21 protein-coding genes and 1 pseudogene are annotated in these 24,438 nt (G+C 45.1%); 3 read left to right on the top strand and 19 right to left on the bottom strand.

Annotated elements, in window-relative coordinates; translation table 11 throughout:
• Nucleotides 1–195 precede the first annotated feature (195 nt).
• The 10 genes from DWB64_RS07915 to DWB64_RS07860 all read right to left on the bottom strand — a co-directional run bounded on the left by DWB64_RS07915 (nt 196) and on the right by DWB64_RS07860 (nt 10,377).
• A complete protein-coding gene (locus tag DWB64_RS07915) occupies nt 196–1,728 on the bottom strand; it encodes a cell wall metabolism sensor histidine kinase WalK (RefSeq protein ID WP_129487681.1) in 1,533 nt (510 codons plus the stop codon).
• Nucleotide 1,729: 1 nt separating this feature from the next.
• Nucleotides 1,730–2,401 (bottom strand): response regulator transcription factor, encoded by a 672-nt coding sequence (locus DWB64_RS07910; RefSeq protein ID WP_129487680.1) that lies wholly within the window; start codon nt 2,399–2,401, stop codon nt 1,730–1,732.
• Nucleotides 2,402–2,412: 11 nt separating this feature from the next.
• Nucleotides 2,413–3,684, bottom strand: a complete 1,272-nt coding sequence (locus tag DWB64_RS19440) for a cytochrome b5 domain-containing protein (RefSeq protein WP_243118959.1) — start codon at nt 3,682–3,684, stop codon at nt 2,413–2,415.
• A 113-nt stretch (nt 3,685–3,797) separates the two neighbouring features.
• Nucleotides 3,798–5,138, bottom strand: a complete 1,341-nt coding sequence (locus DWB64_RS07890) for a ferric reductase-like transmembrane domain-containing protein (RefSeq protein WP_129487679.1) — start codon at nt 5,136–5,138, stop codon at nt 3,798–3,800.
• Between the two features lie 141 nt (nt 5,139–5,279).
• Complete coding sequence (locus DWB64_RS07885) at nt 5,280–6,080, bottom strand: ABC transporter permease subunit (RefSeq protein WP_129487678.1); 801 nt, start codon at nt 6,078–6,080, stop codon at nt 5,280–5,282.
• Between the two features lie 9 nt (nt 6,081–6,089).
• Nucleotides 6,090–6,887 (bottom strand): ABC transporter permease subunit, encoded by a 798-nt coding sequence (locus DWB64_RS07880; RefSeq protein ID WP_129487677.1) that lies wholly within the window; start codon nt 6,885–6,887, stop codon nt 6,090–6,092.
• A gap of 1 nt (nt 6,888) precedes the next feature.
• Nucleotides 6,889–7,776, bottom strand: a complete 888-nt coding sequence (locus tag DWB64_RS07875; protein ID WP_129487676.1) for an ABC transporter ATP-binding protein — start codon at nt 7,774–7,776, stop codon at nt 6,889–6,891.
• Nucleotides 7,777–7,943: 167 nt separating this feature from the next.
• Nucleotides 7,944–8,621: an LrgB family protein gene (locus tag DWB64_RS07870; RefSeq protein WP_129487675.1), complete on the bottom strand. Its 678-nt coding sequence runs from the start codon at nt 8,619–8,621 to the stop codon at nt 7,944–7,946.
• A complete protein-coding gene (locus DWB64_RS07865; RefSeq protein ID WP_129487674.1) occupies nt 8,621–8,992 on the bottom strand; it encodes a CidA/LrgA family protein in 372 nt (123 codons plus the stop codon). The genes DWB64_RS07870 and DWB64_RS07865 overlap by 1 nt, the downstream gene beginning before the upstream one ends.
• A gap of 17 nt (nt 8,993–9,009) precedes the next feature.
• Nucleotides 9,010–10,377, bottom strand: a complete 1,368-nt coding sequence (locus DWB64_RS07860) for a Na+/H+ antiporter NhaC family protein (protein WP_129487673.1) — start codon at nt 10,375–10,377, stop codon at nt 9,010–9,012.
• Between the two features lie 117 nt (nt 10,378–10,494).
• Here DWB64_RS07860 and DWB64_RS07855 point away from each other — a divergent pair, with 117 nt between their 5' ends.
• Nucleotides 10,495–11,355, top strand: a complete 861-nt coding sequence (locus tag DWB64_RS07855) for a class I SAM-dependent methyltransferase (RefSeq protein ID WP_164980310.1) — start codon at nt 10,495–10,497, stop codon at nt 11,353–11,355.
• A gap of 23 nt (nt 11,356–11,378) precedes the next feature.
• Here DWB64_RS07855 and DWB64_RS07850 read toward each other — a convergent pair whose 3' ends face one another.
• From DWB64_RS07850 to DWB64_RS07835, 4 genes are all read right to left on the bottom strand, one after another.
• Complete coding sequence (locus tag DWB64_RS07850) at nt 11,379–12,362, bottom strand: NAD(P)-dependent alcohol dehydrogenase (RefSeq protein ID WP_129487671.1); 984 nt, start codon at nt 12,360–12,362, stop codon at nt 11,379–11,381.
• Nucleotides 12,363–12,386: 24 nt separating this feature from the next.
• The gene (locus tag DWB64_RS07845) at nt 12,387–14,291 is read right to left on the bottom strand and encodes an IGHMBP2 family helicase (protein ID WP_129487670.1); all 1,905 of its coding nucleotides are present in this window, start codon (nt 14,289–14,291) and stop codon (nt 12,387–12,389) included.
• A gap of 159 nt (nt 14,292–14,450) precedes the next feature.
• Nucleotides 14,451–15,467, bottom strand: coding sequence for a TRM11 family methyltransferase (locus DWB64_RS07840; RefSeq protein ID WP_129487669.1), 1,017 nt, complete (start codon nt 15,465–15,467; stop codon nt 14,451–14,453).
• 44 nt (nt 15,468–15,511) lie between these two features.
• Entirely contained in the window at nt 15,512–16,036 is a 525-nt protein-coding gene (locus tag DWB64_RS07835; RefSeq protein ID WP_129487668.1) for a 3'-5' exonuclease, read from the bottom strand.
• A gap of 65 nt (nt 16,037–16,101) precedes the next feature.
• Between DWB64_RS07835 and DWB64_RS19625 the strand changes: the two genes are divergently transcribed.
• On the top strand, nt 16,102–16,173 hold the full coding sequence (locus DWB64_RS19625; RefSeq protein WP_371682600.1) for a hypothetical protein: 72 nt from the start codon (nt 16,102–16,104) through the stop codon (nt 16,171–16,173).
• Here the strand turns inward: DWB64_RS19625 and DWB64_RS07830 are convergent.
• From DWB64_RS07830 to DWB64_RS07820, 3 genes and pseudogenes are all read right to left on the bottom strand, one after another.
• Nucleotides 16,155–18,239, bottom strand: a pseudogene (locus DWB64_RS07830) (DNA topoisomerase III); the annotation flags it as partial. The gene DWB64_RS19625 and the pseudogene DWB64_RS07830 sit on opposite strands and share 19 nt — an antisense overlap.
• 76 nt (nt 18,240–18,315) lie before the next feature.
• On the bottom strand, nt 18,316–19,233 hold the full coding sequence (locus DWB64_RS07825; RefSeq protein WP_164980309.1) for a DMT family transporter: 918 nt from the start codon (nt 19,231–19,233) through the stop codon (nt 18,316–18,318).
• Nucleotides 19,234–19,295: 62 nt separating this feature from the next.
• Nucleotides 19,296–20,240: a DUF1848 domain-containing protein gene (locus DWB64_RS07820; RefSeq protein WP_164980308.1), complete on the bottom strand. Its 945-nt coding sequence runs from the start codon at nt 20,238–20,240 to the stop codon at nt 19,296–19,298.
• A gap of 178 nt (nt 20,241–20,418) precedes the next feature.
• Between DWB64_RS07820 and DWB64_RS07815 the strand changes: the two genes are divergently transcribed.
• The gene (locus DWB64_RS07815) at nt 20,419–22,011 is read left to right on the top strand and encodes a peptide chain release factor 3 (RefSeq protein WP_129487664.1); all 1,593 of its coding nucleotides are present in this window, start codon (nt 20,419–20,421) and stop codon (nt 22,009–22,011) included.
• A gap of 58 nt (nt 22,012–22,069) precedes the next feature.
• On the opposite strand, the gene fabG is transcribed toward DWB64_RS07815, so the two are convergent.
• Both fabG and DWB64_RS07805 read right to left on the bottom strand, forming a co-directional pair.
• Nucleotides 22,070–22,810 carry a 3-oxoacyl-[acyl-carrier-protein] reductase gene (gene fabG, locus DWB64_RS07810; RefSeq protein WP_129487663.1) on the bottom strand — a complete coding sequence of 247 codons (741 nt, stop codon included), beginning with the start codon at nt 22,808–22,810 and terminating at the stop codon, nt 22,070–22,072.
• Between the two features lie 124 nt (nt 22,811–22,934).
• A complete protein-coding gene (locus DWB64_RS07805) occupies nt 22,935–24,320 on the bottom strand; it encodes a sigma-54-dependent Fis family transcriptional regulator (protein ID WP_129487662.1) in 1,386 nt (461 codons plus the stop codon).
• Nucleotides 24,321–24,438 lie beyond the last annotated feature (118 nt).

The raw sequence follows: 24,438 nt of genomic DNA, 5'->3' as shown, positions 1-24,438 counted from the left end.
CATTAAGCGAACATTGTAACATTCACATCGTTTATCGTTCGTTATTAAAGTGTTTCAAATAGTATTTTAACACTACATCGTATATTTTCCAATGAATTCGAATGAATTTACGAACATAAACGTTTTCCCTTAACTTGAACATAAAAACGGCCGCATTCAACTTAAACTGCGACCGCATTCAATGAGTATGTGATTTTACAAATCGACCATAAAGGTAGTACCGATGTTCTCAATACTGTTAACACGAATGCTACCCCCATGATCCTCGATAATCTCCTTAGCGATTGAAAGACCAAGACCATGTCCTCCTGTCTCCTTCGACCTTGAAGAATCCAGTCGATAGAACCTATCAAAGATATTGGCAAGCTCATCAGTTGGAATACCGATACCTGAATCACTGATCGTCACCCTCGCGCTAACATGTTTAACGCTTTGGACATTTTCAATTTTGATAACGACCTGGCCATGCTCTTTCGTGTATTTGATTGCGTTATCAATGAGAATACCAAATGCTTGGGCGAGTAGTCGCTTATCACCGTGATATCTAATACCAGGGGTTATGATTTCTTCCACCGCTATGGCTTTTGCCGTAGCAAAGCGTTTAAACTTATCTGACTCGCCTGATAGAAGTACCGATAGATCAAGCTCCTCCTTTGCCGAAGCGATTGTGTGATTGTCACTTCTTGCTAAAAACAGCAGGTTTCTAACAAGCTCGTTCATCTTCATCGTCTCTTCTTTTATACCGGTGATGATTCCACGTTCAAAAGTCTTGCTTTCATCAACCTCACCTTCTAGGGTTTCTGTCGACAGCATGATGATGCTCAGCGGAGTTTTAAGTTCATGTGACGCGTTTGCTAAAAACACTTGCTTCGACTCATAAGCCCGAATGATTGGTTTAAGGCTTCTGCCAGCGATAAGGTATCCTATACCAACCGAAACGATAACACCTGCGATAAAGCTATAGATGAGTATTTTCACCAGGTTTCTTAAGGTCTCGAACACTAGGGTGACATCCTTGAATACGACGTAGTGTCCTAATCTTTGGTTTTGGATGATAATCGGCATCTTGGCAATCAAGTAATATAATTCGCGCTCCGATCGAACCTCAGCAACACTTGGTGTGTCCCCTTCTTTAATCAACATGCTTTTATCCACCAGCTGATTGAAGACATCCTCGTTGTCGGACTTTCGACGCACCAGATGATCCTGATTGTCATAAATCGCGTAAAACGAAAAGGAATCAAGGATCTTTGGTATCAGCAGATCTTCCGTTTTAGGAAGAATGAGTTGCTCAATCGATTCGGGTCCAGATTCATCCTCGCCCGATGTCTGAGTTTCATCAATCGCCGTTGAAGTTTCGATTTCTGGCTCGCTGTCGGTTTGCTTAGGAACGTCTAGATCGTCATCGTATTTTCCGTCGTCATCCTCTTTTTCATCGTCGTCATCCTCATCGTCATCCTTATCATTACTCGTTTCATCGCCACTTGAGAGGAACATCGGTCTGATACTCGCTTCATCCGCCTCTGGCAAATCATCCGCATCAGTATCTGTTTCGTATAACCACTCGGAACTTTCAATACTTTCAAGCATAAACTTGATTTCTGATGCGATCTGATAATTGTTATAATTGACCATCAGCAAATAGACACTTAGATTGGTCGCCACAAGGATTCCGATGAGAATGAGCGTATAGTAAACCGTCATTTTCAGCTGTAGTCTCCTAAACATGTCAGACCTCCACTTTGTATCCTATCCCTCTTACATTGACGATTACCGTACCATCTACCACTTTTGCGATTTTCTTTCGTAAAAGTCTGATAAAAGCATCCAGATTATTCTGACTGACCTCTTGATCAAGGCCCCATATCCTGTCGATGATAAGCTCTCTTGTCACCACCTGATGGTTGTTCTCAAGCAGTAGACTGAACAACTGAAACTCACGGTTTGTCAGTCCCAAATCCTCACCTAAGACAGACACGGTCTTGTGTATGCGGTCGAGTTCAAACTGTTGGACTTTAACAATGTCTTTCGCAAGTTTTTTTGTACTTCTCCTGCCTAGCGCCTTGACCCTTGCAAGCAATTCACGATATTCAAAAGGTTTGCTCAAATAGTCGTCCGCACCAAGTTCTAGTCCTTCGATCTTATCATCGATCGTATCTTTTGCAGTGAGCATGATTATACCACCTTGATAAGCACTGCTTCTGAGAGATTTCAGCACATCTATTCCTGATTTTCTCGGCATCATCCAATCTAAGACCACAACCTCATAATGATTTGACTGTGCGTATAAAATAGCCTCTTCGCCATCTTTGGCATGATCGATCTGATATCCGTCCTTTTTGAACAGATGGATTAGAAGCCTTGCTATCTTAACATCGTCTTCCGCTAGTAGAATGAGCATTGGATACTCCTTTAATCGTCATCATCGTCATCGTCGTCATCGTCGTCATCGTCGTCATCGTCATCGTCATCGTCATCGTCGTCGTCATCGTCGTCATCATCGTCGTCATCATCGTCGTCATCATCATCGTCTTCATCGTCCACACCGATAGTCGTCGGATTGGCGATGGATACTGATGGATTTATCGCGATCACGTTTTCAGCCATCACATCGCCTAGTCTTGCAACGATAGGCAATTGGCTAAGAAGTGAAGCTGAATGCGGTGAAGAAGAAAAGGCTGCGGTGACATCCTGCCCCGCTTTTATTCCCTTATGGCTTCCACTGCTCCAACTGCCAATTCCCGACACATCGTAAATGGTACCCTTGACTGCGATATAGGCTCGGGCTCCATTCATTCCGTTATACCTGGCAAGTGCTTCAAGTGACCATGTCGCACTTGCTGTAGTCGTAGTGGTAGTCTCAGTGGTAGTCGTGCTAGCGGCTGTTGGTGAATCAACTATAGGTGCAGCCGTAGGGCTTTGAAGTTTCCCTACCACCCTTGCAAGGTCAAGAATAGACTTGCTATGCGGCGAACCTTCAAATTGAGACGTTACGTCCTTACCCGCCGTAATACCCTTGTGAGTTCCGCCGTCCCATGCTCCAAGGTCACTTACATCATAAATGATTCCATTAACTGCAATATATGCGGGATTTCCATTTTGTCCGTTAAAAGCGGCTAGCCAATCGATTGTAAAAGCAGCTACTGAAGACTTGGGCTTTTGCTGATCCGCCGAACCGTTGGCAGGCGCTACTTCTTTATCAGCAGTAGATGCCGAAGTCACCGCATCTACAGGTTCCTCCACAGTAGTAACCGAAGCAGGCGTGTTCGTAAAATCGCTTCCTTTGACCAGATCGATCAATCTCCCGACAACCACCGCTTGATCGAGTATGGTTTTGGAATGAGGCGACTGGGCGAACTCGACGCTAAGATCTGTTCCTGCCGACAAACCCTGATGCTTGCCGTTCTTCCATGAACCGATTTTTGTCATATCGTACACGATACCGTCCACTGCGACATACGCTGGATTACCGTTCATCCCATCAAACTTGTTTAATGATTCAATAGTGAAGGTAATCGCAGCGTCCGAAGTCACAGCGTCCAGTACGACTGATTGCTTGACATCGCTTCTTCCAAAAATGCCTCCTCCGTAAGTAGCCGCAAATGCGACTTGATATATTGCAAAGAACATCACACTAATACTTAAAATACTGACTATCAATCTAAAACCAACATTCTTTTTCATCTTCATCCACCTTTCTTAACATTCACTTCTTTATAGTATTAGTGTATTCTGTCAATCTGAAAAGAAACTGAAAGCATTACTGAAAAAGATTATCATTACCGCATATATTCTATTTATACCGTAAACTTCTCATAATGAATCTGTTTTTTACTTGTACCCAGTTTTTTTAGGTATTGCCTCACGTTATCTGTCAGATTCGGTGAAGCGCAGACATAATACCCAGTACGCTCATCGATAAAATCGACTTCAGCCAGTATGTTTTTGACAACATCATAGTTAAGCCTTCCTGATCTTCCCGTCCAGTTTCTATCAGAAGAGACAACCGGTACGAAAACAAAATTGGGCATTACTGTCTGTAGTTTTTTTAACCACTCATATCTTATCAGGTCGCTTCCGCTTCTTACCGCCCAGATCAGAAGCACCGGTCTCATCCTGTTCGTGCAACTGATCTGATCGATCATGCCGAGTACCGGAGTGATCCCTATGCCACCTGCGATAAAGATGCTCGAAGCCTCGTTTTTGTATCGTAGATAGCTGAATTTTCCATAAGGTCCTTCCACCTTGACGCGATCTCCGATTTTCAGGTTGCTTGTCGACCTCGTAAAATCCCCGAGCTCCTTGACTGTGATCGACAGCTCACTTCCATCCGAAGGGGACGATGAAATCGAAAAAGGATGTTCCTCAAGAGGCATTCGATCGGACATCAACGTAAAGTAACCGAACTGGCCAGGCTGATACTCCATACTACTGCCGGATTTTGGTCGGATGACGATCGTCAGTATGTCTTCCGACTCTTTCTTTAGGTCTGAAATCTCATACAATCTCTTTTCAAGTAACCATGGTTTGATGCACTTATGATAAAGGTATGACCCCACCGCAATGAAAAAATACAACATGTATAAGTCAAAGATCAGCCTTGATGAACTTGCAGAACTCGACATCAGAACATGGATTTGCATGAACACCATGCCTACTATGGTTAGGTTATGAATAAGCTTCAATCGCTCATAAGCAAAGGCCTTGATACTCGATACCCCTTTTATCACCTTTTGGAGTATCTCAAATTTTGAAAACACGCTCGTCCACATGAACATCATCGATATCGCGCTCACACCTGCAAATAGGGTAAACGCTACAGATTCCAGGCTTGTTACAATCGTCTCCCCGTATAGGTTTTCGTTGACGGTCTTATGCACGAGCACCAGGCAAAGTGCGACCACGGCGACTACACCGTGCAATCGATACATCTTATCCAGACCAAAATGCTTTTCAATAAACTTCGGTCTAGCACTCAACACGAATTGCCACAACAACCACGTATATCCCACCACACCGACAACCATAGGAAGTGCACGCCCTATGCTTGCGTATTTTATAGGACTGCTGTGACCGATTGTGAAAACCAGCAAAAACGGGCTTAAAAGATAGAGTAATGCGATGACAGTTTTTTTCATATTCCCACCTCCGTGTTTTATGAATATTTTACCTCCGGAATCTGAAAAAAAGCTGAAAAAACCTCATAACACATCGAATTTCAACTCGATGTGTTACGAGGCTTCCATAATTTGAAGGTATCACTTTCTAGCCTTCAAGTATCAGCTGCTCAAGTCCCGCTTTTTAAAAAAGTAAAACGCGCATGTCACAGATACTACAGCACTAATCAGTGCGATCACGACGAACAGCCCATCTATGCTGTGCTTGAACATCAGATCACTCGGCTTGAAATACCTGAATGGGGTGAAGTAATCCAGATAGTCGATATTTCTTTTCAAGTCGATGATCACCTTTAAAAGGAAGGTGGACAGGATGATCCCGGAGCCTATCGAGGTCGCCACCTTCGACCGCTTGACCACTCCACCTAAGAAAAGTCCTATTCCTAAGAACATGATCTGCAAGACATATAATCCGATGATGATAAAGAAAATGGAATTTGTGATCGAAACCCCTTTTGTATATGGAGCGGTCGAGATCAGCGAAAATACAAATGTCACAAGGTTTAAAAAAGTAATGTTTATCATTGCCGCAACCACCTTAAACAGGATCACACGGCTCCGCTTCACTGGTTTGACAAATAAAAAGTCAGCAGTCTTGTCCCTTTCTTCTTTGGCGATAATCAGCGTGCCGAGCATGGTCGCATGCACCGCAGCAAGTAAAAGAAAATACAAGAAGAAGATGCTGTAAAACACGGCCACCGAGGTTAGGTCGGTTCCCCCGATCACACCGAGGATCTTGAGTATGGGCTTTGGAAGCTGCTCAAAAAACTCATTGACCGCAGCCCCTGTTTTTTCAAAGGCTGAATACTTGATCATGCCCATGTAGATGAGCGCAGCCATCGAACCCGACCAGATGAGCATCGATTTCAGGTTTGCTTTTAATTCTCTTATCAATATGTTCATATCGCCCTCCTAAACCGCGTGGACATCCTTTTTTTGATAGATCACATAGGTTATAGCTGTAAAACAGATGAAGATCAGCAAATCAAGGTATACATACTTCATGTCGTAGGCTTGATGACTGATGATATACGACCCTTTAAAATACGAAAAAGGCGTCAGATAGGTAAGCTTACTGTCAAGAAGCGACTGGTTCACAAGTTCGATGATAAAGAACATGAAGACAACTCCAAGTGTGATCGGTGTCACGTTCTTGATTTTTGAGATTATCACCGAAATAAACAGTCCCACTCCCACAAAAAACAGCTGAACAAGCAGCACAGAAAGACTCATGAGGGTGAAGACGATAAAGCTGAATCCTTCGTCGATGATGATCACAGCGGCCGCCAACGTGCAAAGAAAGGTGATGATGTTTTGAGACACGATCAAGATAAGCACGCTCAACAGTTTCATGTGCACGATCTGCATTCGCTTCACAGGCTTCGATAGCAAAAAATCAGAAGTCTTCACCCGCGCCTCCTCCGACAAGACAGATACTCCAAGCTTCATTCCGAACACCGCTCCGATTAAGACGATATAGCTGTATAAAAAGCTCATGTATCCGCTGAACTGTGCAAGATCCACATCCGAAAATCCGAATGCGACTTTAAACTCAGGCGGAAAGTTTTTAAGAAGTGTGTTCATCAAAATCGCGCCGGTCTTAAAGGTATCAAAGAAAAACAGAAACACGGTAAAGACAACAATAATCGAAAGGCTATAGCCTATCATGGTTTTCACAGACATTTTGAGCTCTTGCCTTATCATGTTCATCCTAAAGCTCCTTACTGTAGTAGTGCATGAAGATCTCCTCAAGGTCGGGTTCCTCGACGATGATGTTCACAAGTTCAAACCGGTGCATGACCTGCACGACCTTGTTGATGTCTCCCTTATAGAGAAAACTAACCAAGCTGTTCTTAGAGCTCATATTGCTGGTCCCTTCAAGCGAGAGTATCTCCTGAGGCACCTTGTCTTTAAATTCGATTCTGATTTTCTTATACGTCGTGTTTCTAAGCGTTGCGATATCCTCCATGCGTACGATCCTGCCTTCTTTTATGATGGCGACCCTAGAACATAGCTTTTGCACTTCGGGTAAGATATGTGAGGACATCAGCACCGTAGCGCCTTTTTTGTTCTCCTCCAGTATCAGGTCAAAAAACTTTTGCTGCATCAGAGGGTCCAGGCCGCTTGTGGGCTCATCCAGTATGATCAGTTTGGGATTATGTAAAAGCCCCTGCACGATGCCCACCTTTTTCTTGTTTCCATAACTCAGGTCGTCGATCTTACGTGTCAGGTCCAGGTCCATCACCTCGGATAGGTAGTTGATCCTTGCCATATCCGTCTTTCCATAAAACGAAGCCGAATACTTGAGTAGGTCGATCACCTTCATGTTGTCGTAGTAAAAGACCTCTGAAGGCAGATACCCGATGTCTTTTCTGATGATATGCCCGTCTTTGATGCAGTCGCGTCCAAAAATCGTCGCGCTCCCGCTAGTCGGATAGATAAGCGACAGGAGTGTCCTGATCGTTGTCGATTTCCCTGCCCCGTTAGGACCGATGAACCCGAAGATCTCGCCCTCTTTGACATCAAAACTCACATCTACAATTCCCCTTGCCTTACCGTAATACTTTGTCAGATTCTTGATTTCGATAATGTTCGACATAACGCCTCCTTAGATGCGATTTCATCAAAAGTAGATTTTGATCCATGACACCTATTCTGTTCAAATATTCTTTGAAATTGGGACTTCCATCCTATTACAGTATACAAAAAAACACCACATGATGTGGCGTTTTAAGATAATAATAATTTGAGAGGTACCTTGTCAACTTACGTTAGTAGTCCGAATATCAAGCTTGCAGCAAGTACAGTCAGTATACCTGTGAGTCCCATCGCAAGTCCACTTCCGCTACCCGCCTCACTGCCCATTTCAATGGCTTTTGAAGTTCCAATGCCATGTGATGAAGTACCGATGCCGATGCCTTTTGCCAGTTCATCGTCTATCTTGCCGATTTTCATCACAAAAGGAGCCAGTGTGGCGCCGATGATTCCAGTCATGATCACTGCGACTACGGTGAGTCCCTCGATACCTCCTGAAAGGTTCGTTACTTCAATCGCTAAAGGAGTGGTGATCGATTTGGAATACAGCGACCTCATAAAGGTGAGGTCAAGACCGAACAAGCCACAGAGCGCTACGACCGATAGCACAGAGGTGACCATTCCAGCCAGGACCCCCGCTAAAACCGGTAGAAGATGCCCCTTTATTCTTTCGATATTCTTATAGAGCGGAACAGCAAGCAGTACTACGATGGGTCCAAGGATGAAGGTGATCATCTTCCCGCCTCGGTTGTAAAACTCGTAATCAAGATCAAGCACGTTCAATACGGCGATGATGCAGACAATGGCAGTCAAAACAGGATTAAGTAATGCGATCTTAGTCCGTTTATAAACCGTCAGACCGACAAAGTAGGCTAAAACAGTTAAAATGATACCAAAAATTTCACCCACTAGCCGACCTCCTTTTTTGAGGTGCGCTTAATTAGCACATCTGTCACTTTACTCGACACGTACATCACGAGGACACACGAGAGGACAAGCACCATGGACAACTGAAACCAAACCGGTTTCAAAAGTTCTGCCGAATTGATCAAACTCACTCCAAGCGGTATGAAAAAAAAGCCCATGATGCCCAGCAGTAGGTTTGCGAGCGACTCGATATCTGTGAGTTTAAGTGTTTTAGTAGCAAGCAGCAAGAAGAGGATGAGCATTCCAAGTAGATTGCCAGGAAGCCTCACCAGAGGACTTATCAGCGAACTTACGACATTGCCGACATAAAGAAGCAGCATGACAAGTAGCGCTTGTTTCATAACTTTTATCATATGTGGATTCACTTTCTTCAATTGAAATATATTTTTTTTGACACTTGGTCGCTTTTTAGCGCGAACCCCCTTGAATTGCCATGTTTTGCAATGAGTAAGGTCATCAGGGGCGATAGGTAGCAAAGCACTGCAAAGGGTGCGTATTCAATAGCGGATACACCGGTAATACCTGTGATGATCAGGGCATTGACATTCCAAAACTGCAGCGGAGCGATAATCGTACCGGTGTCGGAAATCGTTCTTGCCAGAACCTCTTTCGATAGCCCCATCGACTCATAACGATCCGCAAGCGTCTCTCCTGGCACCACAATTCCGACGGTCTGGTCGCATGTCATAGAGGTCAGAAACATGCTGATAAGTCCTGTTTTAAGAATCAGGCTAAAAGGCGTTGTCGTATTCCTAAGCAAGCGTTCAAACACTGGATCAAGCAGCTTAGACGACATCAGTAGACTGTTGAGAAACACCGCTCCCATAACAATCAGTATCACTTCGAGCATAGGCACCATGCCTCCAGCCTTAAAAATACTATTGATAAAAGCGTTGTCAGTGGACGCCTTATATCCGAATGCTACCGCGTTTGCGAGCGCGTCGAATGGGACACCCTGATACAGCAAGGTGATAACGCTACCCGTCACAAAGACGAACATCATATTAACAAGCACGTTCACACCTCTCATGGCAAGTACGATCATCATCACCGGAAGCAGCAGTAAAAGAAATGAAATGCGGTAGTTTGATACAAGCGCCTCCTTGTAGGAAAGAAGTGAGACAACCTCACTTTTTACTACGAAACCGTTCATCACAAAATAAACCAGTGCCGACAACACAAGTGTGATACCAAGTGTTTTCATTGCGACTTTAAAATAACTTCGATAAGATACGTCAACAATCTCGATTGTCAGATTAGTGAGTGCCGATACCGGCGAAATCTTATCGGATACGAAAGCGCCAGAAACAATGGCTCCAAGTAAGATAGGCGCCGGGTATCCAAGACCCATGCCGATACCGAAAAATGCGAGGCCGATCGTACTGAGCGTGCCAAGTCCCGTTCCCATGACAGACGACACAAGTGCGGTTACAGTAAAGGTTACAAATAACAGATTGACCCTATCGATATAGGTGAACCCGTAATAAACGATGGTGGGAATAATGCCAGAGGCAAGCCAAATCGTAATGTTCGCACCCAAGAGTAGGATAATAAAATACAACATCTTTACTTGCATGAGGCCCTTGATTCCCGCCTTCATGCTCACAAGCCTTTCTCCTGACATGAGAAGCAGAACGACATTCGACACTAAGAATCCCCAAAACAAAGAGATTTGAAGATAAACACAAGCTCCAATCAGAGCAACGATCACACCTATTGTTACGATTGATTTTTTCATCTGTTTCTCACTTACCTGTCATTGGAATAGGACATAATACAACAATTGCATATAGACGACATAAACGTTCCCTTTTAGGGTATCAAGCTGTACATAAAATACCTAATGGAGGTTAACATGAACAATCAACTTATCGATCAAATCAGTTCGACATCTAAGACAGCACTGCTTACCATTTACGCACACAGTATCGAAAGCCAGTCAGAACAACCGATTCTTTCAGATCCAACAGCAGTTGAACTCACAAAAGCGCTGTCAGAACCCTTTAGCCGCTCCGAGGTCAGACTATTTAAAAAACTGGCTGACCACAAGCTGAACAGGCAGCTTGTCTATCACATAGCGCTTAGAGCAAAGAAATACGATTCCTACGCCGACTCCTTTGTAAAGGACCACCCGGACGGTACCATCATCAACCTAGGCTGCGGCCTGGATGCAAGATACCACCGCTTGACTCAAAAGCCAAAACTATTTTTGGATATCGACTTGGAGCCGATGATCGCCATCAAAAGAGAGCTAGTCGAGCAAACCAAGGAATACCGAATGATAGGTCAGTCCATCTTTGACAGCGCATGGCTCGAAGAAGTTCTGCATCTTGAAGGTCCAAAACTATTTATCGCAGAAGGACTCTTCATGTACCTAAGTCCTGATGAACTTAATCCATGGCTGATAAGACTTGCAGACGACTTTTCAGGGTCATATCTCCTGTTCGAAACCGTCGTAGAAAAATATACGAGGGGATTCAACAAGAAAATGGTCGAATTCAAACTACGAAAGGAGTTCGGCGTCAGCGGCGACGTATCCTACCATTTTGGACTAAAGCAGTCCGATGATTTGGAATCACTTTCGCCTCACTTCAAGTTGATCGAGGACTGGTCCTACTTCGACGAGAACCATCCAAAAGTAGGACTGCTCAATCTGATGGGAAAAATAAAGTCTCTAAGATACGTTCAGTGGACCGTGTTTTACAGAATAGAATAGCCTGCACAAGATCGCTCGGCAGCCTAGTTCCCTTCATGCTCCACTCTGATCACCACATTGCCGCTCTTTCTGCCAAGCTCCACATAGGTATGAGCCTCTACCATCTCCTCAAGCGGATACGTCCGGTCGATAATCGATCGGATGTGTCCTTTTTTATAGAGATCACACAGGTACTCAAGTGCGGCCGGCTGATAACTCGCAGTTGCTGCGATGATATGTTTACCGGTCTTCTTTGACAGTTTTTTAGCATTGACAAAATCTGCGAAAACAGGATTGCCAATCAGATAATATCCCCCATCTTTTACAGATGCAAGGTTCTTATTAAAGTCTGTTTTTCCAACCGTTTCGAAAACAACATCGTATCGCTCGCCGTTTTCAGTGAAATCCTCTTTTTTATAATCAATCACCTTGTCAGCGCCCATGGATTTTACGAGCTCGATCTTTTCGGTGCTGCACACCGCGGTAACCTCAGCCCCGTAATATTTGGCAAGCTGTACCGCAACTGTGCCGATGCTTCCTGTTGAGCCGTAAATCAGCACCTTCTGTCCTTCTTGAATTTGTGCCTGACTCATATAATGAAGGGCGTTGAGTCCTCCCACTGGAATCGCCGCAGCCTCTTCAAAACTGATGGACTTGGGTTTGATCGCAATCGCGCCCTCTTCGGGTAGCACAATATACTCGGCATATGCGCCAAGGCGAAGATCGGTTGTCGCAAAAATTTCATCTCCGACCCTGAACTTGGATACTTCTTTACCAACTTTTTCTACAATACCCGAAACTTCCTGACCAAGAATCTTAACCCTCGGCTTAAAGACACCCATATATAAGCGAAGCGGTAGCCACAGCCACATGGGCATCTTAAAGCTTCGCATCTCGCAGTCGCCTTGAGTAACGGTTGTGGCTTTCACTTTAATAAGCATTTCATTCGACTTGATCACTGGCACGGCGATCTCCTTTACCTTAAGGACATCGGGCGCGCCGTATTTAGTGGTGATAATCGCTTTCATAACTCCTCCTTCAAAAGGCTTGCATCAGCCTTCGATCACTTCGACAAGTTCGAGCATTTCACGGAACAACCTATCGGTCTTCAGCGTTTTAAAATTACCGATCATGATCAGCTTTTTCTTGGCCCTTGAGATAGACACATTAAGCCTACGATAATCCTTTAAAAAGCCGATCCGTTCATCCTCGTTCGACCTGACAAAGGATAGGATGACCACATCCTTCTCTCTACCCTGAAACGCATCGACGGTATCTATTTCAAATCGATTTAACAGGCGTTTCCTAAGCTGGGTAGCCTGCGCCTTGTAGGGACTGATGACAGCGATTTGATCTTCTGTGAGCCCCTTCGCCATCAGACGCTCGATTGTTTTTTCGACCTTGCTCATTTCCAGCTCGTTGAAATACGATTTGGAATCAGACTGCATCTGTTCGTCTCCCTCGACGTGGATGCACTCGATAACTTTCTTTCCAAAATCCAGTTTCCTATGGGCCACTGAATTATGCGGTTCCACAAGGCCGTCGTAAAACAGTTGCGAAACCAGATCGTTGATCTTCTGATGCATTCTGTACTGAACCGTCAGCATCGTCATCTGATACGGGTACTTCTTTGCCAAGTAATCCATCAATGATTCAGCAAGGCCCAGTTCTTTCGCTTCTCGATTGAGCACCACAGGCGGCAACTGAAAATGGTCGCCTAAAAGCACGAAGCGCTCCCCCTTTAAAATGGGAATCAGCGAAGAAGGAATGGACGCTTGAGCCGCCTCATCGATGATGACCCAGTCAAAATGATCATAAAGCAGCAGCTCAGAGCCCGCTGTCGAGTTTGTCGTCGCGATGATGTTATGCGAGCTGATCAGTTGAGACCTGATCTCATCTCTTACCTCTTTCAACTTATCATACAAGTCGTCGATAGTCAGTTGGGACTTGACCCAGGGTTTCATTTCCTTAAGCGCCTGTTTTGGAATACCCCTAGCAGACTGTCGTTTTTCAATCAGCTCCATGATTTCCTTGTGGGTCAACCCTCTGGTGTACTTCATGCTTGGTTTGTCGAGATGCTTCTGTGCCTCTTTTTCCATATCGATCTTGCTTTCGATCGTTTCGATTTCATTAAAGAGAGCATGCTGCATCACCTTGTAATCCAGCGTATACTCCTTCAGGTCCTGGTTGACCCTGATCGGGTTTCCTATGCGAAGTGGATTCTCGCCCAGCTCGACAAGCTTTCTGATCATGTTGTCGACAGCGGCGTTGGAGTCCGCTGTGATCAGCACGCGGTGATTGGTCTGCACCATCCGCTGTATGAGGTATCCCGCTGTGTAGGTCTTACCTGTTCCGGGTGGCCCCTGAATGCTGTAATATCCGTTATTGCCAAGCGCCAGTCTGATCCCTTGCACCTGCATCTGGTTTAGCTCGTTGTTCTCGTAGTCAAAGGGTTTGGTATTTGCATTGTAAAATCCCGAGAGCAAGGCATGTAGTCTGCTGTACTGATGAGACTTCGCATTCGAAAGTGCGGTTTCCATCCTCATATAGGTGATATCGTTTACGAACAAATCGATCCGTATGGGCCTTGTGTTGCTCATGCTCAGCTGACTGGACATCGCTATGGTGATCGATGTGTTGGACATCTCATAGACAGTACCTTTGGGATTTTCAACATCAAGCGGGTCGTACTGGCTGATAATCACCTGATCGCCGTTACCTATTTCTGTGTCGGGCAAGTAACCGCCGCGTTGTTTTCTGAAGAGGTACAGATAATCCCCGCCTAAGCTTCTGCCTATCTTTTTCTTTTTAAGTTCGACAATCGCCCTGCCTTTATATTCACGGGCCTTTCCACTTAGCTTTTTCATTTCCTCCAAATGGCGTTCCCGTTCTTCGTCGCGTTCATAATCGATTGATCTTAACAATCGATTCAATAAATCCTTCACTTCAGGTGTCATAAAAAACTCCTTTATTAGATTAACCTTAATTAAACCTTAAATATGTAACCCGGCACTTTTTTTTACTGAATTTTCTGATACACTATCCTCAGTGGAAGACATCGAGAGGTGCACCAATCGCTTTAGGGAAAATGGGCCGACATTACGTCAGCCCATTTATTATTTTTTGTAAACCAGTATGTCTCTGTTGACCGCTTGCTCGACCCAGTGCTCGAAATTGGCGTAAACACCAGTATTTAAAGCTGTAAAACCAGCTGCTTCAAAGATAGGGTCAAGCTCTGATCGTTTTAGGTGATAGGTGTTGTACGCGATCACAAGCGTTCCGCCGCGTCTTAACATCTTAAACCACTCGGGACCGGCTTTTTTCAGTGTCTGTGTCAGATCCACCCACACGCCTCTTTCTCCACCCTTATGCTGAACACCATAAGGAAGGTCTGTGAGTACGCTGTGAAAACTGTTCTTCTTATAGAATTTATTCACCTCAGCAGTGTCCCCGCTGGCGAACTGAACCGTTCTTCTGTCTTTCGCCTTAAAATGCTCGGCGGAGTCAGCGGTTTCAATCGTATACTTGGTTCCATTCTTTGTTCCACTCAGGTGAATCGTCTGATGGCTTGCTTCATGCTTGTACTTGCCGTATTTCAGGTAGCGTTTCAAATATTTGTCTACTTCAGAAACAGCCTGTTTGTCCTGTTCGACACCGGCGCTGTCGTAGCCTCTGATAAGTGATTCATAGAGCGTGGTTCCTCTACCGCACATGGGATCCAAAATGGATAGCTTTTGATCGAACTCACCAGCAAAATCACTGCTCATAACAGCGACGGTAAGCATCAGGCTCGTAAAGTCCTCATTGGTCTTGCCGTTGTACTTCAAAATTCGTGACAGGTCCTCTGGGAAGTAGGTCTTGAGTCCGTCCATCACAGGTCTCAGGAGTTCTCCCACCACTTCAAAAAGAATCAGGTTCGAAGAGACCCTCCCAAGGGCGGACTGAAACTCTGGTGTCAGTTCATCGCAGGTAAAGGTAAGCAGCTCCAAGCCACCTATTGATTCATAGACAGGTACGCTGATCTGAGCTTTTAGTCCCTTGGCCGTGATGATGACCTCGTTGACCATTAGTGTTTTTATTGCTTCAAAATACCTCACATTTTGATGGGGTTTTCTTAAAATCGCATATTTCATCTACTGTTCCTTTTCTTGTTGATATGGATATAATGCCAGTTTAACTACTCAACATCAAGATTTGCCAAAATGATATCCTCTAAGATGATCAAGGTATCGGCAAGAGCCCTGTGTTCTTGTTTTTTTGTTGCGAAGGACTCAAGCTTCGGCCGGTATCCTTTTAAATTCTTACAAATGGCCATCATGTCGAGCTGTTTGATATAGGGGGCTTTGATGCCATGAATCTCGCAGGACTGTCTGATCATGCCGACATCGAACATGGCATTGTAGGCGATCATCGTCTTTGACATCAGATAAGGCATCAATGTGAACCACACATCTTCCCAGACCGGCGCATGCTCGACCATTTCATTGGTAATCCCGTGTATTTTTATCACGTGGTCGGGAATCCTCTTCTTAGGCTTCACCAGCGTGTTGAGTAGCACTTTTCCATCAAGGTTGATCACGGCGATCTCAACGATCTCATCTGTTTTTGATAGGCCGGTCGTCTCCGTATCCAAAATGATATAGTTCTGCTTGTTGTCCCAAATGTTCTTGATCTCTTCTTTAAACTTTTCTATAGGTAACACACGCTCACACCCCTTATTACACTCCTTAAATCGCTTATTCCTTTAAGTTTAGACCTGCTAGGGCTTTGGCAAAAGGATTGCTCTCGGCGGCTTTTTTCGCATCGATCTCAGCCTGTTTTTTTTGGTACTCGACATAATCCCTTTTGCCGCCCTTGTTTCCAAGTTCCTTTTTCTTTTTCTCGAACACGCTTAACTTTTCTCTAAAACCACATTTGCAGACGAACATCTTGTCATCGCCTGCAGCGCGAAGCACCATCTTTTTCTTGCACTCCGGACACCTTGCGTTTGTGGTTCGTTCCATGTTTTTTCTGTAACCGCATTCCCTATCGGAACACACCAGCGATTTGCCGTTTTTGGTTTCGACATTTAAAAGTTTCTTGCCGCAATCAGGGCATGGGGTGTTCGTCAAGTTGTCGTGCTTAAACTCGGTTGTAGAACCTTTGATGTCGTTTATCACTTTTCGAGTGTATGCTTTAAGTTCGCCTACAAAGGCTGTGCTGCTCGACTTGCCTTTGGCGATCTTCTCGAGTGTGAGTTCCCACTCGGCCGTCAGTTTAGGAGACTTAAGATCGCTTGGAGCCACATCAAGAAGCTGCCTTCCCTTGGACGTCACTGTAATATTGTTCCCGCTTTTTTTTATCAGCTGGCTGTTAAAGAGCTTTTCGATGATGTCCGCCCTTGTAGCCACCGTTCCAAGTCCGCCTGTTTCAGTCAAAACATGCTTAAGGCTCTCGTCCTCACCCGCCATGAATTTTGCCGGATTCTCCATCGCAGCAAGTAGGGATCCTTCGTTGAAGTGCTTCGGGGCCGATGTCTGACCACTTGTGACCTTATAATTGACAGGCTCGACCACATGGCCCTTTTCAAACTTAGGAAGCTCATGGTTTTTCGGTTTCATACCGGGCAAGGCCTTGAATCCAAGCTTGATGTTTCTTGTTCCTTTGGCGGTAAACTCCTCGCCGCTTGCGGATACCGTGATAAGTGTCTCGGCACTCTCGCAAGCAGGCAAAAGGACGCTTAGGAACCTGACAAGCACCATCTCGTAAATCGTCCATTCCTCACGGTCCACGCCATTTTTAGGTAGCGCCTCTTCAGTGAGAATAATCGCGTGGTGGTCTGATACTTTAGCATCGTCAACAAAATGCTTGCCTGCTTTTATGCCTTCTTTTATGATCTGATTGGCAAAGGGTCTATACTCAGGATCCGATACCGTCCGAAGCCGTTCTGTCAGTGTTCCTACCATGTCGCTTGTCAGATAGTTCGAATCGGTCCTTGGATAAGTCAGCACCTTGTGCTTCTCATACAAACTCTGCATGATCGAAAGCGTCTTTTTGGGTGAATAGCCATACCTGTCAAAGGCCTCCTTCTGGAGTGTAGTCAGGTCATATAATTTAGGCGCATATTCCTTTTTGATAGACTCTTTGATCGAGGTGACAACAAGCGGCTTACCTTCCACCGCCTGATAGACCTTATCGACATCGGACTTCTCAAAGGACTGGGTCTGGTTAGCTTTATTTTTCCATGTGAAGTTAAGTTCAGAAGTCGTCGCCTGAAGACCATAAAATGTTTTAGGCACAAACTTTCTGATCTGATCCTCGCGGGTCTTTACCATATCAAGTGTAGGTGTCTGCACCCTTCCACAGCTAAGCGGAGTGCCGAATTTTGTGGTTAAGGCCCTTGTCGCATTGATTCCTACGATCCAGTCTCCTTCGGCCCTTGCAACAGCGGCCTTATAGAGATTCTCGTAGTCTTTGCCGGGCTTTAGGTGGTTGAACCCGTCCCTGATGGCCTTATCGGTGACAGAAGAAATCCACAGTCTTTTTATCGTTTTTCTACATCCTGCTTTTTCAAGAATCCAACGTGCGACCAGTTCGCCTTCTCGTCCTGCGTCCGTCGCGATGACGACTTCTGTCACATCTCCTCGTTCAAGGAGCTTTTTGACCGTCTTGTACTGCTTGCTCGTCTGCCTGATTACGGTGAGTTTCATATGCTCAGGGATGATCGGAAGATCATCCAGATGCCAGTCCGCATACTTCTTGTCGTATTCATCCGGACCCGCATGGGTGACCAAATGGCCGTAGGCCCATGTGACGATCTTGTTGTTTCCTTCTATAAAACCGTCCCGGCTGCTTGTCGCACCAAGTACACGTGCGATTTCTTTGCCTACAGACGGTTTTTCGGCGATAATCAGTTGTTTACTCATTGGAATACCTTTCTATGTCAGGTGAGTTCACCTAGTTAATAAAAAAAGCAGACGCCTAGTCTGCTTTTTAATTATATTATACTTTTTCGGATATAGACGATACTTTTACCGATTTTTTAGTTAAAAACTTAAAATCCACTTCTACAATCAGAATGGCTGAGAAAATGATCGCACTACCGATAATCATCTTAACACTCATCACCTCGCCAAGAATCGCCACACCAAGGACCGCGGCAAACACCGACTCAAGGCTCATGATGATCGATGCATGAGAGCTTGACGTGTACTTTTGTGCGATGGTCTGCACTGTGAAACAGGCGAAAGTTGAGAAGAACGCCAGATAGACGATCGCCAGCCAAGCCCTACCTGAAACCGCTGCCGGCATAGGTTCAGTCAAGAGCGCTGTGACCACACACAATACGGCTGCAACTGAAATCTGAACAAAGGCGAGTTTGACTGTATTCATATCCTTTGCAAAGTATTCGATCGATATGATATGAGCGGCAAAGAGTACGGCACATAAGAGTGTCAGCATATCTCCCAGATTAAGCGAAAGACTTCCCTCAAGACTGATCAGCCCAATTCCTATAATGGTTAAAAAGCTGCCGACAAAGGCTTTGATACCCGGTTGTCGTTTATACAGCAGCCAATAAAGGAGCGGCACGACAACGACATAGACAGCTGTAAGAAAACCCTGCTTGCTAGCTGTCGTATACTGCAGCCCATAGGTTTGAGCGGCAAAGGCTAAGAATAAGAATCCTCCGACCACACTACCCTTTTTCATGTCGTCCTTACTCAGTTTGCCGATCCATTTGAATAAAAAAACATACAAGAAGATCGCTGCCAACACGAATCGGAACGCCATTAGGTACATGGGCGTTATCGTATTAAGCGCATCCTTCACGGCGACAAATCCGCCACCCCAAACCGCAGCGACAAACAAAAGACTCACATCCGACATTAAACTCTTTTTTCTCGATGATAGATTCCCCATAAATTCCCCCATAATAGTTTATACTTCCTTCTAATTATAAACAATAAACTGCCGCTTGTAACCTATCTGTCATCAAACATTGTTAACTGTTGTTCACATTTTAAAGTTCCCACAAGACGCTTGGTGATCTTGTCACGCTCATCCACCCTACCGATCAGCAGACTGGACTCATCATCGTGTTCCAGCACGTTTTCACCGACCCTCTGATCTGAATAGTTCGCATAGCAGTACAGGCAACCGTTCTTGCAGGAATTATAGGCTCCTATCTCTATGCTTGTGGCGCAGCCGCAACTGGCCCTTTGATTCTTATCCTTAGACACCTTGATTGCATTTCCCGTCAGCCTGGCAACCAACTGGTCATCGATGCAGCGGTTTGGTATAACGCCCAGCTCTGAGTAATCGGTCCCCTCTGCGCAGCTTGCGATGTCGAGATTGTGGCGCTTTGCGATTTCGGATAACTTCTGCGTTAAAAAGCTCACCTGCTCGGGACTTGGCTCGACATAATTTATTTTTCCGAGATTTGTTTTGATTTTGGGGTATTCATCCAACCAACTGACTACCACCTTGTTTGCGTAGCCCTCAAGCGCTTCACATAACTCGCTAAACCTAGCTATATGTGTTTGAAGGTCTAGCTGGCATGTAAATAGTATGGGATCATATCTCCAGATCATGCGCTCGCTGCCGATTCGGTTTGAGATCCGTTTGAAATTCTCGATTCGATCCTCAAGAGGCGGTAAGTATCGTTCGATGCCGCTGTCGTAACCTGTGATCGTATATAAGAAGTAATACATGTAGTCATCAAGCTCATCCATATAGGGTTCAAAGGGTAGTGCATTCTTTGTCCAAAACACGATACAGTCAAGGGTCTCCCTACTGATACTTACTTCACTGACCTGTCTTCTGTTTATTGGGTTTCTGACATGAAAAAAGCCTTCATCAAGTCTTTTCATAAACCACTTCATATAATACGCAGGTATGTCCGTGCGTCTGCTTGCGCTTAAAATCATAGCGTCCTCCAATGTGTCCTTGAATGTCATACATCAAGTATGCACAACTATAACGAAAGAGTCAATTGACAACAGGCTATAAAACCTATAACATCATATAGGTAGATTTTCTTTTCAAGCATCAAAGTAGGTTATATCGAATCAAACACTAGGTTTATATAGATGAAAGAGGACCAACATGTCAAAATTATCATTTAAAGAAGCAGTAGACAAACGCAGGACGTTTGCAATCATCTCCCATCCGGACGCCGGTAAGACGACACTGACTGAAAAATTCCTGCTCTACGGCGGAGCGATCAGAGAAGCTGGATCGGTAAAATCAAGAAGAGCGCAAAAGCACGCCGTATCCGACTGGATGGAAATCGAAAAGCAAAGGGGTATCTCTGTAACCTCATCCGTACTTCAGTTCAACTACGACGGATATTGCATCAATATTCTTGATACGCCAGGTCACCAGGACTTCTCTGAGGATACCTACAGAACGCTCATGGCAGCCGATGCAGCTGTTATGGTCATCGACTGTGCAAAAGGCGTGGAACCACAGACAAAAAAACTATTCCAAGTATGTAAAATGCGTGGAATTCCAATCTTCACCTTCATCAACAAGATGGACAGAATGGGACAGGACCCCTTCGACCTTTTAGAAGATATCGAGACGGTGTTGGGCATCAAATCTTATCCTATCAACTGGCCTATCGGCGAAGGTAGAGGCTTTAAAGGCGTCTACGACAGACAAAAAGAAGAGATTGAACTCTTTGACGGTGGAAATCACGGTATGGCTAAGACAGGCACTGTCAAAGGTGATATCACAGACAAAAAATTCGAAGAACTACTCGGTGAGGAGCTTCACGAAAAACTACTCGCAGACATCGAATTACTCGATATCGCAGGCGATGACTTTTCACTAGATGCCATCCTTCACGGCGAACTGACACCTGTGTTTTTCGGTAGTGCTTTGACAAACTTCGGTGTCGAGCCCTTCCTGTCATCGTTTTTAAAAATCACGCCTCCTCCGTCTCCAAGAATGAGCAATGAAGGCCTGATCGATCCCAACACACCAAACTTCACAGGATTCATCTTTAAGATCCAGGCCAACATGAACTCACAGCACAGAGACAGAATCGCCTTCCTTAGAATCTGTTCAGGAAAGTTTGAAAAGGGAATGCAAGTCAACCACGTTCAAAAGGATAAAAAAGTAAGACTGTCCCAGCCGACGCAGTTTATGGCACAGGACCGTGAAATAGTAGAAGAAGCATACCCAGGCGACATCATAGGAATACACGACCCGGGCATCTACAACATCGGCGACTCGCTTTGTGAAAACGGCAATAAGATCGTGTATCAAGGTATTCCTTCCTTCCCGCCGGAGCACTTTGCAAAAGTCTATACAAAGAACGCGTTAAAAAGAAAGCAGTTCCTTAAAGGTATCCAGCAGTTATCCGAAGAAGGATCGATCCAAGTCTTCAAACGCCCTAACATCGGTGTCGAGGAACTGATCATCGGCGTTGTCGGAGTCCTTCAACTCGAAGTCCTCGAATACCGTCTCAAAAACGAGTACGGTGTCGACATCATCATGGAAAGACAGCCGTACAAACACATCAGATGGATCAAGATGGACAACTTCAACTTTACAAGGTTCTCCAAAACAATGGATACCATGCTTGTTGAAACAGACAAAGGCAAACCGGCAGTACTCTTCCAGAGCGAATGGTCGATCAGGCACGTCGCCGAACGTAATGAAGGCGTCGAGCTGTCTGAAGTGTCTATCTAAACTTAAATCTAGCTAAATTACAAAGACCATGGATATTCTCCATGGTCTTTTTTTCCCTTTAAAGCACTGCCCCTCCGTCGATTTGCAGCACCGTTCCTGTGATGAATTTCGCATCATCCGAAGCCAGGTAGGCAAATGCCGCCGCAATATCCGAAGGCTGTCCAAGCGACTTTAGCGGCGACTTGTTTTTCATCATGTCAAGCACGTTTTCAGGCATCTTTTCAGTCATTTCGGTCATGATGAATCCTGGAGCGACCGCATTCACACGAATCCCTTTTTTTCCAAGTTCCTTGGCCCAGGTTTTTGTCATTCCAATCACGCCCCATTTTGTCGCAGCATAGTTGGTCTGACCGAAGTTGCCATAGATTCCGACAACGCTAGATGTATTCAAGATCACACCACCACCTGTTTCGGCCATGGACCTCGCACAAGCCTGACCGCACAAGTAGACCCCCTTCAGGTTTACATCGACCACACGGTCCCATTCGTCCTCGCCCATCTTCATCAGAGTCGCATCGGCTGTGATGCCAGCGTTATTGATTAAGACATCGACTCTTCCATACTGTCGTTCCACCGATTCCACAAGCGCTGTCACTTCTGATCTGTTCGTCACATCACATGTGACACCCATGCAGGAACCACCCTTTTGAGTCACTTCAAACACTAAACTATCCAGCAGCTCCTTGTTCAGATCGACTGCAACCACCATTGATCCAAGCGATGCGAATTTGAGTGCAGTTTCCTTACCGATCCCTCTCGCGCCGCCTGTGATCAGTACCACTTTTCCATTCAAGCTCATCTTTCTACCTCATTTCTAAGTTTGTTATATTATTAACGTACTAAGAATGTTGTATCACAGATGAAATTAGTTGTAAATAATTACTATTTTTCTTCCCGTTTAAGATTATTTGACCTTCCTACTTTTAAAATCCATGCTTCTTCAGCTTATTGTAAAACCCGGCCCGACTGATACCGAGCTCCATAGCTGCCTGCTTTTTGTTCCCTTTTGTCCTTATGAGCGCTCTTTTTATGAACTCCTTTTCTGTGATGTCAGTCATGCTTTCAAGCTTAAGATTTTGAACATCCTTCTTTTCTGCCCGGTTTTCCATGTGTTCTGGCAAAGCGCACGCATCGATGTACAGATCCTCTTCCATAAGGTTGATGGCTCGCTCCAAGACATTTTCAAGCTCCCTGATGTTACCCGGCCAATCGTAATCCATTAGTGCAGATAAGGCATCCGGTGTAAAGCCATGTACGACGACATCCATCTGCTGCGAAAGCTTCATTAGCACATCCTTGGCAATCTGAGGAATTTCCTCTTTTCTCTTTTTTAGGGGTGCTAGGTCAATTCGCATGACATTCAAGCGGTAATACAGGTCCTCTCTAAATTTTCCTCGCTGCACAAGCTGCTCGACATTCCGATTTGTCGCAGCGATAATTCTTACATCCACCTCAATGGGGACTTCGCCACCGACAGGATCCACTTCTTTTGACTGTATCACCCTTAACAGCTTCGCTTGCATATCCAGTGGCATATCGCCGATTTCATCCAAAAATAGAGTGCCTCTATGCGCAAGTTCAAACCTGCCCTTTTTACCAGATTGGCTGGCTCCAGTAAATGCGCCCTTCACATATCCGAACAGTTCCGATTCCAGCAGGTTTTCCGGTATGGCGGCACAGTTGACCATGACCATGGGTCCTTTCGAACGATGGCTCGCTCCATGGATCGCATGGGCATAGAGTTCCTTGCCTGTTCCGCTAGGCCCTACGATCAGAACGTTCGATTCCGATTTTGCAGCTTTTTTAGCCAGTTCCTTCGTGCATTTTGTCGTGCAGCCAGCACCACTGATATGCTCGAAGGTGTATTTGGGCCTGTTCACACCCTTGCCGAGTTCGACATAGACACTGATTTCCTTATGGTTCTTCTTCACTCGGTTATACAAGGTGTACAGATCGTCAATATCTTTGAAGGTCGCTTTTCCGATGGCTCCCCTGACCTTTCCGTCTACAATCAGAGGCACCCTCGAAGCGATCATCTTATTCCCCCTGATCACCTGTACCTGATCATACTCCGGGACACCCGTTTCAAGTACGAGGTGCATTCTGGTGTTTTCTATGACATCACCAACAAACCTACCTTCAGGATTCTCTGCGCCTATGAACTCCTTATAAGCCTGACTGATCGCGATGATCGTTCCCACAGCATCAACAATCACATACCACTCATTGGTGTGGTTGAGCATCATATCCAGCGCATCAAATCGTACATCCATGCATTCACTGTGATGTTTGCACCCGTTTATTTTCATCCTAATCTCCTAAAGTGTCTATTCATTAGACACACTACCGCTTATGCTCCTAGGTGGTTTCACATTTTCATGGACTTTCTTGGCATACGTGTCCATTCTTTATACATCAATTGTCACA

The sequence above is a fragment of the Fusibacter sp. A1 genome, from assembly GCF_004125825.1.
GTDB lineage: Bacteria > Bacillota > Clostridia > Peptostreptococcales > Acidaminobacteraceae > QQWI01.
This window is presented reverse-complemented; position numbering and strand designations above follow the sequence as displayed.